This is a genomic window from Paenibacillus sp. SYP-B3998 (genome assembly GCF_010820665.1).
GTDB lineage: Bacteria > Bacillota > Bacilli > Paenibacillales > NBRC-103111 > Paenibacillus_E.
Genome location: NZ_JAAIKC010000007.1, coordinates 159,717 through 172,449 on the forward strand (window position 1 = coordinate 159,717; position 12,733 = coordinate 172,449).

The 12,733-nt window shown below is 45.4% G+C and carries 11 protein-coding genes; 8 read left to right on the forward strand and 3 right to left on the reverse strand.

Translation table 11 applies throughout. The annotated features are described in order from the left end of the window. The first annotated feature begins 421 nt into the window (after positions 1-421). The 5 genes from GK047_RS18515 to GK047_RS18535 all read left to right on the forward strand — a co-directional run bounded on the left by GK047_RS18515 (position 422) and on the right by GK047_RS18535 (position 6,079). Positions 422-946, forward strand: coding sequence for an NfeD family membrane protein (locus tag GK047_RS18515; RefSeq protein ID WP_163949997.1), 525 nt, complete (start codon positions 422-424; stop codon positions 944-946). A 38-nt stretch (positions 947-984) separates the two neighbouring features. Further along, a complete protein-coding gene (locus GK047_RS18520; protein ID WP_163950000.1) occupies positions 985-2,439 on the forward strand; it encodes a flotillin family protein in 1,455 nt (484 codons plus the stop codon). Positions 2,440-2,456: 17 nt separating this feature from the next. Then, a complete protein-coding gene (locus GK047_RS18525; protein WP_163950003.1) occupies positions 2,457-3,785 on the forward strand; it encodes a hypothetical protein in 1,329 nt (442 codons plus the stop codon). Positions 3,786-3,978: 193 nt separating this feature from the next. Continuing rightward, positions 3,979-5,475 carry an HD domain-containing phosphohydrolase gene (locus GK047_RS18530; RefSeq protein WP_205516873.1) on the forward strand — a complete coding sequence of 499 codons (1,497 nt, stop codon included), beginning with the start codon at positions 3,979-3,981 and terminating at the stop codon, positions 5,473-5,475. 76 nt (positions 5,476-5,551) lie between these two features. Beyond that, positions 5,552-6,079 carry a YfiT family bacillithiol transferase gene (locus GK047_RS18535; RefSeq protein WP_163950007.1) on the forward strand — a complete coding sequence of 176 codons (528 nt, stop codon included), beginning with the start codon at positions 5,552-5,554 and terminating at the stop codon, positions 6,077-6,079. A gap of 62 nt (positions 6,080-6,141) precedes the next feature. Here GK047_RS18535 and GK047_RS18540 read toward each other — a convergent pair whose 3' ends face one another. After that, a complete protein-coding gene (locus tag GK047_RS18540; RefSeq protein WP_163950009.1) occupies positions 6,142-7,419 on the reverse strand; it encodes a hypothetical protein in 1,278 nt (425 codons plus the stop codon). Continuing rightward, a complete protein-coding gene (locus GK047_RS18545) occupies positions 7,406-7,972 on the reverse strand; it encodes an RNA polymerase sigma factor (RefSeq protein WP_163950012.1) in 567 nt (188 codons plus the stop codon). The genes GK047_RS18540 and GK047_RS18545 overlap by 14 nt, the downstream gene beginning before the upstream one ends. A 235-nt stretch (positions 7,973-8,207) precedes the next feature. Between GK047_RS18545 and GK047_RS18550 the strand changes: the two genes are divergently transcribed. From GK047_RS18550 to GK047_RS18560, 3 genes are all read left to right on the forward strand, one after another. Continuing rightward, positions 8,208-9,077 (forward strand): RNA polymerase sigma-70 factor, encoded by an 870-nt coding sequence (locus GK047_RS18550; RefSeq protein WP_163950015.1) that lies wholly within the window; start codon positions 8,208-8,210, stop codon positions 9,075-9,077. Between the two features lie 326 nt (positions 9,078-9,403). Then, positions 9,404-9,853 (forward strand): hypothetical protein, encoded by a 450-nt coding sequence (locus tag GK047_RS18555; RefSeq protein ID WP_163950018.1) that lies wholly within the window; start codon positions 9,404-9,406, stop codon positions 9,851-9,853. A 336-nt stretch (positions 9,854-10,189) separates the two neighbouring features. After that, positions 10,190-11,374, forward strand: a complete 1,185-nt coding sequence (locus GK047_RS18560) for an S-layer homology domain-containing protein (RefSeq protein WP_163950021.1) — start codon at positions 10,190-10,192, stop codon at positions 11,372-11,374. 92 nt (positions 11,375-11,466) lie between these two features. Here the strand turns inward: GK047_RS18560 and GK047_RS18565 are convergent, their stop codons facing one another. Continuing rightward, entirely contained in the window at positions 11,467-12,678 is a 1,212-nt protein-coding gene (locus tag GK047_RS18565) for a serine hydrolase domain-containing protein (RefSeq protein WP_163950023.1), read from the reverse strand. Between the last annotated feature and the right edge of the window lie 55 nt (positions 12,679-12,733).

Sequence of the window (12,733 nt, forward strand, 5' to 3'; positions counted from 1 at the left end):
ATTATTGAAGATTTGAACTACACTCCTGATTTCTCTGCGAGAAGTTTGGTCAAAAATCAATCAAAGCTCATTGGTATCGTTATTCCACAGACGGAGTCTCATAAGTAGCTCATTTTACGATTAAGGTTCAGCTCTCCCCATCTATGGGCAGTTCGTTCTGCGCAGCGTTGGGAAAGCTGTTTGTGTAGGTGCATATTCAGGTAGGTACACGCAACCTTTCATGCTTACGTGCGTCTATATTTATGTCTTGTTTGTTAAATGTTGGGAAGTCTATGAAGAACTTGAAATTTCATATAAATCCACGCCAGATTAAGCTTATTAGTTTGTTTGAAACTTGGGTAAGTGTGTAACATATTGAAAAATAAATAATTTCAGTTGAAAACTGGAAAGTGTATTGTAACTTCGCAGGGAGGTGACGCACATGATGACTTTGTTTGCAATTTGTTTCTTTGTTGGCCTTGCTCTCACGTTGCTAATTACGTTTTTCGGTGGAGATATTTCAGAGTTCCACGTGGATAGCGGTATGCATGCCCATGCAGGGCCGTCTTTTTTTAATTTATCTTCGATCTTGGCCAGTTTGACTGTATTTGGCGGTGTAGGCTATATGCTGGGCAGTATAGGCATGACGAGCTTAATACTTATTATGCTCATTGCAATAGCGGCTGGTCTCCTCATTGGTTGGTTTTTCTTCCTCTTCTATGCCAAAGTTATCTATAAGCACGATCACAGCATGAAGGAGAGTGATTTTGATCTTCAAGGACAATTGGGACAGCTATCAGTACCGATTCATGAAAAAGGCACTGGGGAAATGAAGTTTGTTCTGCAGGGAACTACGCGTGCTATTAGTGTGAAGTCTGAGCAAGGGGAGTCCATCAAGAAAGGAGCTAAAGTCGTTGTTTTACACGTAGACAAAGGTGTTGCCACGGTCGTAGAGTTTAATGAATAACGCTTAACAAACATGTGCCACAGGGAGGTAATTTGAGAATGTTAACTGTTTTGTATGCAGCTGGCGCTATTGTTTTTGTCGTTTTTATCTTACTAGTTTCAATTGTGAAAGCTTATAAGAAAGTACCGCCTAACGAAGCTATGATTGTTTACGGCTTAGGGGGTAAAAGAGTTGTTCAAGGCGGGGGTACTTTCGTTATTCCAGGTTTCCAAAGCTATAAAACGATCTCTATGATGTTGATGAGCTTCGATGTGAAGCCGGATCAACCTATGTTTTCCCAGCAAGGAATTAGGCTCAAAATCGAGGCTGTCGCTCAAATTAAAATCCAAAGCGATCCTGTTGCCATTGCCACAGCCTCAGAGCAGTTTCTCGACCATACAATGACAGAACGGGAAACGATAATATTACATTCCGTAGAAGGACATCTCCGTGGTTTAGTTGGTCAATTAACGGTGGAAGCGATCCTCAAAAATCCTGACGAACTAAACAGTAAGATGCGCGAGACGTGCTCAGAGGATTTGGATAAAATGGGTCTGAGTTTGATTTCTTTCGTGTTAAAACGGGTTGCCGACGATCAAGGATACATTGAAAACTTGGGTGTCCCTGAGGTTGAGCGTATTCGGAAGAGCGCAAGCATTGCAAAGGCTGAGGTCGAGCGAGATATTCAAATGAGACAGGCCGATACGGAAAAAGAATCCGCCATCCGTAAAGCGGAAGCTCATCAGCTGCGTATCGAGGCAGAGAGCGCCGCATCTGCCAAAGAAGCCCAGTATCGCAAGGAATTGAGCATTAAAGAAGCTGAATTTAAACAGGAAACGACGACCAAGCAGGCGGAAGCCGATTTGGCTTACGAGTTGAAGCAAAACCAAATTAAGCAATCTCTGATGACGGAACAAGTGAAAATTAAGCAGATGGAAGCAGAAGCCAATAAGAATGTTCGCCAAATTGAAGTTGAACTTAAGCAGAAAGAGCTTGAGGCAACGGTTATTAAACCAGCGGAAGCCGATAAGCTGACTGCAATCATGCGTGCAGAGGTGAGTAAGCAGCGCCAAATTCTCGAAGCGGAAGCTGAGGCGGAATCGACAAGAAAACGAGGTGAAGCGACGGCCGAAGCGGAACTGGCTAAAGGGAAGGCGAATGCGGAAGTCATTCGGTTGGCTGGTTTTGCCGAAGCCGAAGCCTTGGAGAAAAAAGCCGAAGCTTACAAACAGTATACGCAGGCTGCCGTTACGGTCGAGATTCTTCGCATGCTGCCAGAGCTGGCCGAGAAAATTGCCGCTCCTCTTAGCAAAGTGGACAAAATTACGGTTATTTCGCAAGATGGCGCGACATCGGGTGTTAATCGAATAACAGGCGATATCACGAAGATGATCGCCCAAGTGCCTGAAATCGCACAAACGTTAACAGGTAAGACGGTAACAGATCTTGCTCGCGCATTTCTAGGGAAAGAAAATGCGCTGATCCCGGATGCTGTAGGCAAGGAGACGGAATAATTCAGTTGAGGTGAATCATGAAGAGGCTTGTCGCCAGAGTGGTAGTACTTAGTCTGATTGGATGTTGGTTTGTTATAGGGGGAGTATTTGCATCCAGTTCGTTGGCGTTAATAGCTCCCGCTCCGTCGGCAAAAACGATTACTTTGTTTGAGGATACGAGTTTCTATGATGTCTACCGGAAAGAAGTAGGTCTTTTATCCCCGCAGGAAGTAACGATTTTGAATACAAAGCTATTACGTGTCGGCCATGGAGAGGGGTATTTAAGGAGCTTTTATCAAATTTCCACTTGGATGGGTCTGATGTGGATTTCGCCAGATAATGCGGAGTTCGATCATGCAGAGCCCCTAATCACGAACATCGATCTTGGCAGTATTCAAGCGATCTACGATGATCCAGGTCTAACCCAGCCAACGGGAGGCGCATTGGCTCCGCAGATCGTAACAACAAAGTCCAAATGGGGTAGCCGCTACTTAATAAAGACGAAATCAGGAGATAAGTGGATACAACCTGGTTACCTATCCTTGATAGGAGTAAAAGAGGTTGATGAAGAGGTTCAGCTACCTTATGAGACTGTAATTGTCCGTAATCCGACTACTTTCCAAACATTCGCAAGCATTACCCCACAGCTGGTAAATGTCAAGGAAGTGTGGCGTAATTGGCATCGTATTGATTCTTGGATCGGTCCCGTATGGTTTAAACTGCATGAGCTCGATGCTGTAGATAGGAATGACGACGTCGAGGTTGGTTTTACTTATTGGAACTTTGACCCGTCGAGTGGAAGTACCCATATGAAAGCTGAAGTGCAGTTGGGTCGGAAATGGCATGATCGAAATGAACCAGCTCAAGTCGGGTTCCAAGTTTTATTTTATAGTGCTCTTGGCGAGAGATTGGGTGTATCGAATAGCGTAACAACAGAAGTGGCTACCGGTGCTGGAAGACAAGTCATCGATCTTACAGTGAATGACAATATTTCTGATTTTGAATATGCTACGGTCCAAGTCGGTAGGTTGTTCGGGAGCATTGTAAATGACGTCCAGCCATCAGAGCCCATGTTGATTACAGATGCAGCTGTTCCTGAGCTTCGTCTGGGCGGCATACAAGTTAGAAGGGATGGGATTTATAGTGTTATCAGTGGCCAGTTCCAGCTTGACGAGGCGACCGATCGTACTTCTATAAAAGGCCAGTTAAGCTTCATAGATCGAACAGGCAATATAATGGGGACAGCGCCGTTTCAAATACAACCAGATACTAATCTTGTGGGAAAAGATAGGATTTATAGTTTTGAGAGTGTAGCACCTGCAAATGTGCTGGAGTATTCCAGCATTAAGCTCAAAATTAACAAATAGGAGTTTACGAAGTGCCTTCAGCATTCCGAGGAGGGCACCTTTTTTTGTTAAAAAACTGTTAGAAAATCACCGTAAATTGTCGAATTACTATACAATGAAGAGAACACCATGAGGAATTGTCAGCTAAGTCTGACAGTGCTGCAGAAATGAGGAATTCATTGTGCTTACTTATAAGAGATTTCTTAAACATTTAATGCGAAATTATGTCTTGGGGTCCGCAGCAGCCGTGATGGTTGTTGGCGGTTTCATCATATCAACGACACTTAATATATCAAATACGGAGTTGCTGCGTCTTTTTATCATTATGATGCTTTCGCTCTGCATCATGATGCTTTCCGAGTTTATCATGTTTCGCTTTCATGTAAAGCCCATTCGGTTGATGTTTGAGCAGGAGGTTCCCGATTTGGCTACGCTCCGTGAAGCCTACCTGCAAACGCACCGCTTTCCTGCGCTTGCGGTGAAGCGAATTCTCGGTCCGCATTTTCTGGGGTTATCCATCCCTGCTATTCTTATGGCGAGCATAGGTATTAAGCTAGGCTTACTGTCCCTGTCAGCGTTTTATATAGGTTTAGCGGGCATCGGCGCCCTGCTGATTGCAAATATGCATGGATTGTTGGAGTTCTTCCTGACAGCACAGGCCATTCGCCCCGTATTGCTTCATATTCGTGAACTGGGGCAGCGCTACTACGGGGAGGATGTCTCGCTTGACGGTCGAGTTATCGTATCCATACAACGCAAGTTTCAACTGAGCTCTTTTTTAATTGGTACGATGCCGCTTTTCCTGTTCAGCTTGGCAACTCAAATTCGACTTGTGAACAAATCGGTGGAAATAACTTCGGATTATTGGAAATGGGCGGCTATCATTTTACTGCTGGGTGTAGGGTTCTCTTCGCTTGGAGCAAGGTTGTTAACGAGAGATATTCAGCAGCCAATAAACGATCTATACCTAGCGATGAATGAGGTTCAGTCTGGGGATCTTCAAGTACGAGCTTCGGACTTATATTCCGATGAGTTTTCTCGTCTGTTTGCCGGATTCAATCACATGGTGAAGGGCCTTGAAGCGCGAGAAAGTATGAACAATCAACTGTTGCAGAGCTACTTTAGCACCTTGGCAGCTGCTCTGGATGCCAGAGATGCATACACCGCAGGTCATTCGCAGCGTGTGGCTAAATATTCGTTAATGATTGGACAAGCTGCGAATTTAAGTGAGGAAGAGCTTGATCTTTTGAACAAAACTGCGCTGCTCCACGATATCGGTAAAATCGGCGTTAGAGATGCGGTACTGCTGAAAGAAGGTAAATTGACGGATGAGGAATTTGAGCAAATCAAGCTACACCCCGTTTTGGGTGAAACGATTCTAAGGCAAATCGAGCCTACCGAGGCGATGGCTCCCCTTCTACCCGGTGTCCGCTCGCATCACGAGCGCTTTGACGGTAAGGGATATCCTGATGGACTGAAGGGACTTGATATTCCAGTCTTCGGGCGAATAATCGCTGTCGCTGATGCGTTCGATGCGATGACTTCGGATCGTCCCTATCGTAGAGGAATGGCTGTAGAGAAGGCGTTAGCCATTCTAGAAGAGGGGAGAGGCACCCAGTGGGATTCGCGGTTCGCCGAATTGTTTATGGCTGCGTATTCTTCCTCGCAAGAAGCCGAATGCACCTTTAATCCTATAAAAGAAAGCCAATAGAAATAGACCATTTATTACCTAGGTAGCAGCTTTACTTCATGTATAATGGGAGAAAAAGATGCAGGAGGATGGAAGTATGGAAGATTTGCGCTATCCCATTGGATTATTTGAGCATGAGGGCGAAATTACACAAGAGCAGCTACAGGTGTGGATGGCTGATATCGAATCGACGCCTAGAAGACTGCAAGCAGCAGTAGCGGGGCTTTCGGATGAGCAGTTGGATACACCGTATCGTCCAGGTGGCTGGTCAGTGAGGCAAGTCGTTCATCACGTGGCAGATAGTCACTTGAATAGCTACACACGCTTCAAGCTTGCTCTAACAGAGGAACAACCGACAATTAGACCTTACTACGAGGATCGTTGGGCTAGTCTTAGCGACGGGAAATCGGCACCCGTGGAGCTTTCACTCGCACTGCTTGATGCCCTACATAGCCGCTGGATGATCTTACTTCACTCACTGAACCAAGACCAGTTGGCTAGAGCCTTTGTTCATCCGGAATCAGGAAATAAGATTCGATTGGATTGGAACGTGGGCAACTATGCCTGGCACGGTAATCATCATATTACCCATATTACCCGTCTTCGCGATCGCAGAGGTTGGTAGAAGCAAACGGAACAAAGAACCTCCACACCCAACGTTTTTGATGAGGGGTAGAGGTTCTTTGTTTACTCTTTGTTATCGTACGACAAGTACTTTCCGACCTTATCGATCCATTCCTGCACATAATGGTCTGTTGCCCACTGTGCCATAACAAGCTGCTCGCCTGGCTGCAGGTCTATGGTTAATTGAGGGTCGTTGTTCGGTGCTTGACCATACGGGTAGAACTTGAGTTTATCCTCTTCGAAGATAACAATCATGTCATTCATCGGTGAGGATAATGCATCAGTCGCATTCGGCCAAGAAGATCGAAGATCGTTCCATGAGCAGCAAAGCACGTCGTGGTTGACGACTTTATCCGGGAGCTCGCGCGGAAAATCGCGTAGGACGTAGCGATCTGGACTAGAGGAGCTAGGGCTAGGCGTCTCGGCGATCTTGCCAACCCAACGTCCTGGTTGGCGCTGAACGGTCCAACTTTGCCCTGTGATCTCACCTTGTGTTTCCGAGGGAAGTCTCTTAACAGTAGTGGACAAGTTACTCAATACTCCGCTTATGTTGGGGCCATAGAGATCAGTCATCGAGACGTGGTTCTTATCGATTGGTTTTTTGTAGAACTGAGTCGCATGCCCTTCCTTCAGTTGGGGTAAGGTGCGAACCCAGATTCGATCAGCTTGATACGGGGCAGTTCCGCTCCAGGCTTCTTCCGTTTCTTTCACAGATAAGTATTGGTTGCCTGCGAATACCAGTGTTTCCACATGGTTTAGTTCCTCAAGGGGATCGTCGGTAAAGGTTTCCTCTTTTACTGGTTGATCAGCCAAATGCGCGGACAAGTAATGAAACTCATCAGTTTTTGTTTTGTTAACTAGGGAATCTATCTTCCAAAAGTTTTGTTTATAGGGCATGAGAATGCCGCTGCCTTCTGACGTTTTCTGCAGCTTCCCGCGGACAGGAGCGATTAGCATAGTACGATAGGTGCTATACCGTAGTGAGTTCAACGTACGTTTGGTGCCCTCGGCTTCATGCTCAGTTCTTAAACCGATCAGCAGTGCGGTGCTGATTGGAGCTGGCGAGGAGCTGGTGGCCTGCGCTTCTACTTGGGCCGGAAAATCAACTGCCGACGCGGCGTCGCTTTTGGTGTGGATCGTATCCCATGGGAAAAGCAGCGCGGCTCCCACGATCGCGCTGAGTCCTGCGAGGCAAAGAAACGGTTTTACACGAGGCTTCGCGCGCTCCTTCCGGTCGATCGCTCGCTCGATATTGCGCTGAAGCTTGGATGTAAAACCGGATTCTTGGAGCGGTCCTGATTCCAATTCCTTATGTAAATTATCCGGATCAGGAGAGTTCACGCGCTTCACGCTCCTTCAGCCCGATCACCTTCAATCTGGCATGATGGAGCCTCGATTTCACAGTTCCTTCCGAGATGTTCAGAACGGCTGCCATTTCCTTCGTTGAGAGCTGATGGTGCGCATGCAAAATCAGAATTTCTCGATACTTAGGAGGGAGAGAAATTACTTTTTTCCATATATCACTGGCATAGAGCTTCTCCATCGCTTCATTTTCAGCAGATTGAGATGTACCTGCGGATTGAATGAAGCCAACGAGTGTGACTTTGCGCCAGAATGCTTTGCGTAAATAGTCATAAGCGGTGTTGCGTGTGATTGTCAGCAGCCATGTTTTTACGGAAGCCTCACCGCGGAAGGTCGTCAAATTACGATATACTTTCAGGAAGGCATCTTGGGAGATGTCGTCCGCTAAATCCATGTTACGGCATATGCTGAACGCATAATTCCATACGTCATTGCCATAGGCCTCCATCAAATTGCGTAAAATTGCTTTCTGATCCGTCGTTTCAGATACATACTTTAAATACTCAAATACATGGACACCGGTCGTCTCCATACTCTCACCTCTCTAAGATTAGACGTAATAAGTTTAAAAAAGTTCGCTCGCGGCTAAAAAAAAATTAAGGTCACAAATTAGCTCCGAACATCGTCTACATTGGCGTAGCGAGTGAGAGCAGGTATACTAAAAAAGTGAAAGCAATTGAATACTTGGGACACCTGCTGTTGTTATGAAAAAGCACATACTTACGAAGTAAGCATTGCATCAGCAAAAGTTAAGGAGTGATTACGCCGTGGATATCGCAGATTTATATAATGAATATAAACCATTGTTGTTCTCGATTGCTTATCGCATGCTGGGTTCAGTTGCAGATGCGGAGGATATGGTGCAGGATACATTTATAAATGCACAACAGCTTCAAGCCAGTGAAGTAAATCACGTAAAAGCTTATTTATGCAAAATGGTAACGAATCGATGCATCGATTACGCACAATCTGCACGTATTCGAAGAGAGATGTATGTTGGCGAGTGGTTGCCCGAACCCCTGTTGCTGAATACGAATGATCCGCTGCATGCAATGGAGCGTGATGAGACTTTTTCTTATGCATTCATGGTATATATGGAAAAGCTAACGGCAATTGAGCGCGCGGTTTTTATTTTGCGAGAAGCGTTTGAATATGAATACATGGATATAAGTGAAATTGTAGGTAAATCGGAAGCCAATTGTCGCCAAATCTTCAGTCGATTGAAGAGAAAGCTTCATGAAGAGCAGGCTCCGGCGGTCCATAACGATGAACATGCGTATAGCTTGGCGCAGCAGTTTCTGCACGCATCCAGCACAGGTGATCTAGATGGGCTCATACGTTCTCTGTCTGAAGATGTCATTATGTATTCGGATGGCGGTGGTAAAGCTGTAGCTGCGCTGAATCCGATTGTGGGACGCGAGCGCGTGATCAAATTCCTTCTTGGCATTCGTACCAAGAGGATTGGACTTTACGAATACCATGTGGTCAACATGAACGGTCAAACCGGTATCATCATCACAGAACAAGGAAAACCTGTTACCGCAGTGAATATAGAGATTGAGTCGGAAGGCCGCGTGCAGCGCATATTTTTTATGAGAAATCCGGATAAATTAAACTTTGATGACATGGAGGGCTAGCTTATTGGTCCTCCTTTTTATAATATTCGAGGTGAATACGGATTATGGGTCTTACAAGATGGGAGTTACTGTGAATCGAAATGGAGAGGAGATTCCTTCTCGGGGGGAGAATGAAAGAGGATAGCCGGAAAATGAAGCGGACCACCAGATGATCATATACGGATGTTTCCTTTTTTGACATGGTGTGGTACTAATCGGATTGTTACATACGTAAGAAAAGGGTGCTCTCCGTCATGAGCTTTCTTGACAATTGAAGTCATTAACACGCAATATGAAGGTAAGAACACTGCCTACCAAAACGAGCCCCCTAGGAAAGGAAGAACACCATGAATTTCGTTGAGCATGTCTGGGACCATCTTCGAACCGGACAAATTAACAATTATCCACAGCCAATTGCACTGAACCTGGGACTTGCGTATACAGTGAAATTAAACGATAAAAAAACGAATTTGTTTTGGCTACCTTTTGAATATACAGGACTTGCTTATATTGATTTGGGCCAGCAGGTAAACGTACACCCCTACTATAGGGGGCGTATTATCGAGGAAATCGAACTCTCGCGGGGAACCGATTTGCATAAGCCTCAAACGGAAGATGCACTGATCAAGGCAATTTGCATGAAGAGCTGGGAGATACATCAATTACTTCAGCAGGAAAAATACGCAGATCTGCAAGGGAATGTATCCGATTTCTTGATGAAAATGCTTTACGTAGTCGACTGGCTTCGCTATTATAATTCAGTCAAAATGGTAGGAAGCGCTAAGAGAATCGTATAAATGCAAGAGTAAGAACCCCGAGATGGGGTTCTTTTTCGTGTCTGCGAGAAGTGATTAATGAACTCAATCTTATCCCTGTAATATAGAGTCATGCTCCTAAGTTCCTTTGTTACTCCTACTTGTGGATTAAGGTGCATCTAGTAGATTAAGCCTTCATATGGCTATAGTCCCGGCTAAGCATGCTCGATACTAGGCATCTAGCAGGTTTTCAAAGCTTTACGGAAGGCTTATCCTAGGAAGGGCGCGTATTTCCGCCAAAATAAACCATGGAGAAGCGGAGAGTTACAGATGATAAAGCTGAGAAAATGGGTAGTGCTCTTAACCATATGTTGCATTATGTCTATTAGTGTCGTACAAGGAAAGGCTGAAGCCGCGAGCTTTGTGGATGTTCGAGGACATTGGGCTGAACAAACGATTAGCCAAATGGCACAACAAGGACTTTTAGACGGTTTTCCCGATGGAACTTTCCGACCGAATGATTCCGTGACGGCGGATCAATTCGTCAAAATTGTATTGTTAGCGTTTACCGATATGTTCCCCAATAGTGAACGGAAATGGAAGTCCACCTTCCTGCAGTCGCTGAGCAACAGCAATCAAAGTATTTTGCAGCAGGATTATAGGGATTTCACGTTTAAGCCAAATACCGTTGGTTACTGGGCTAAGCCATACTTAGATTTGGCAAGTGACCTGCATTTCATTACTAAAGGTCAATTCACTGACTATAAAGCGAAGCTAAAACGAGAAGATGTTGCTGAAATCTTATATTATTTACTCAAGGAAACAGAGTATTTAGAGGATGAAGTGTATAGCTTGAAGACTGCAGCGCAGTTTGGCGATTTCCAAAGCGCTACGACGCGGCAGCAAAAATTTATTGGTGAAGCGATGACAAAAGGGATTATGGAAGGTTACCCAAACGGTTACTTCGGTGTTGGACAATATGTGACGCGGGCTGAAGCGCTACAAATAATCGCCCGTCTGCAGACGAAAGCAAAACGTATCAAAGTGAACAGCAGCGCAGCTTCGTTCATTAAAGTTGTTCCAACCAAAGATGGCAGCTACAAGAAGCTGATCTTTCCAGACCAGCGTATGCTGGAAACGTACGGAGTTATGGAGGAGGCAGGCAAACTTCGAGGGACGAACTACGACTTGGAAGAAACGACGCTGCGCCTGTTCAGGGACGGGGACGCGAAGAGTCGGGCGGTTGCCGGCGCAACGACGGAGGCGCGTAATAGTAATGAGGCTTCCCTATGGCTCGATCCTCAGTTCTCGACCTACGGAGTAACCGTTCGTCTTGAAGAGGGCACGTTAGCGCGCAACCAGGAGAGCATTCGCAAGTTTACTGATTTCTTGTTTGGTTACGATGCAGAAACGTTTTATCGTCAGTTTACAGACGCTTGTAATCGTGTAGCCGCGAAGGGGCAGCTAGAAACAACCACGAAGCAAATGGGGAGTTATTCGGTAGAGACAAGGCTAGAACCAGATGGAAAGACGCTGGTATTTTCCATTATCTACTCTTCATGATTGAATTGGATGTTGAATAAAAAAGAACCACGGCTCCCGCATTTGGGAAGTGGTTCTTTTTTATGGTGTGCATTGAAATTAAGCTAGAGTGCTTAAAAGGTTTTAAAGGATTGTACTGCTTGAGCAAGTCTATCAGCCGCTTCTAGGTTATCTGTTATCCACCGATTTGAGCGGATCGATTTTGTTACGTGCTTCAGCAGTTGCTCGGGCATATCTACGTCCGAAGAGTCAGCTGTAAGTGTTACAATGAGCTGCAGTTCGGGAACAACAAAGATACGCTGTCCTCCAGATCCCGCGGCATAGAAGGTATCATACGTTCGGGTATCACCTTCAAATCGTCCTCGAAGATAAGGCTTTAACCACCAATAATAGCCATATCCGCCCTGTGTTCCGTCATGATAATTATGATAAACACGTTTGGTGAGCGACTCTTTAATCCAAGGTTTTGGGAGCACAGTTGTGGTATCCCATACGCCTTCTTTTAGATACAACAAACCTATTTTGGCCATATCTCGTGCGGTCAGTGCCAACGCCCATGCCCCAATGCTATGGCCTTGAGGATCATGATTCCAATTGACATTTGTTATCCCTAGTGGGGTGAATAAATGGGCTTTGGCATAGTCAAACAGGGATTGATGCGTTGCTTTTTGGAGCACGGCGGAAAGGAGATGAGAATCTCCGTTACTATAGTTATACTTACTGCCAGGCGGGTTCGCGGAAGGTTGCTCCAATATAAACTGAATCCAATTCGGTGAGTACATCATATCAGAAGAGGATTGATCGTTCTGATCGGTCCATTCCAAGCCCGAGGCCATGTATAGCAAGTGACTGATCGTAATTTTGGATTTGAATGGGTCGGAGACTAACTCGGGAAAAAACTCAGTGAGTTTCTGATCGAGGCTCCTTAACTTTTGCTCAGATAAAGCAATTCCTGCTAGCGCGGATGTGATGCTTTTCGTAACGGAGCGCACATCTTGTCGAGTATCGATTTGTGTACTTGAGTTGTAAGCTTCCGTTACTAAGTAGCCGTTACGAATGATAACCATACTGTGCATATTGCGATGTTGGAAAGCTTCGATCGCTTCCGCAATAATGGAGGAATCCATCCCTTGCGACTCTGGCGTGGTCGTTCTCCAGTCTTCGGTCGGCCAATATAGCGTGCTTTTTATGGTATCTACAGAAGACCTAGCGGCCTGAGTGATTGATTTGTTAGAGGGATTTCTATATGTCTTGTCCCCACTCCCTGCTGCAACTGGTAGAGATAGATTCGTACCGCCTCCAGTGCGCTTTTTCTTTTTTTTCATTTCACCCGTACCCTCCAGAAAGTATTTTCATAATGAAAATACTACTTGAGAAGTG